Below are 249 nucleotides of genomic sequence, written 5' to 3'. Positions count from 1 at the left end.
GACTAGGCGCGCGCTGGGGCGGGTGCTTCGACTTCGCTCAGCACGAACGGGGTTGGGGAAGGGGCTGGGGACGCGCGGGTCCCGCGTCAGTCGCGGGACCAGCGGGCCCAGATGGCGGGGGGGAGCGTGAGGCCGCGGGTTTCCTCGCGGACGCCGAGTTCGCCCGCCTCGACCTTGCCCGGCAGGTCGGCGACGACCTGGTGGAGCAGTTCGCCGATCGCGAGCGCGGACAGGCGGACTGCGTAGACC

1 pseudogene is annotated in these 249 nt (G+C 73.9%); it reads right to left on the bottom strand.

Going from position 1 to position 249, the window contains the following annotated elements:
• Window positions 1-86: 86 nt before the first annotated feature.
• A pseudogene (locus tag AC0CH3_RS17865) lies at window positions 87-249 on the bottom strand (class I SAM-dependent rRNA methyltransferase); the annotation flags it as partial.

The organism is Sphingomonas sp. AC449, from assembly GCF_979253475.1.
This window is presented reverse-complemented; position numbering and strand designations above follow the sequence as displayed.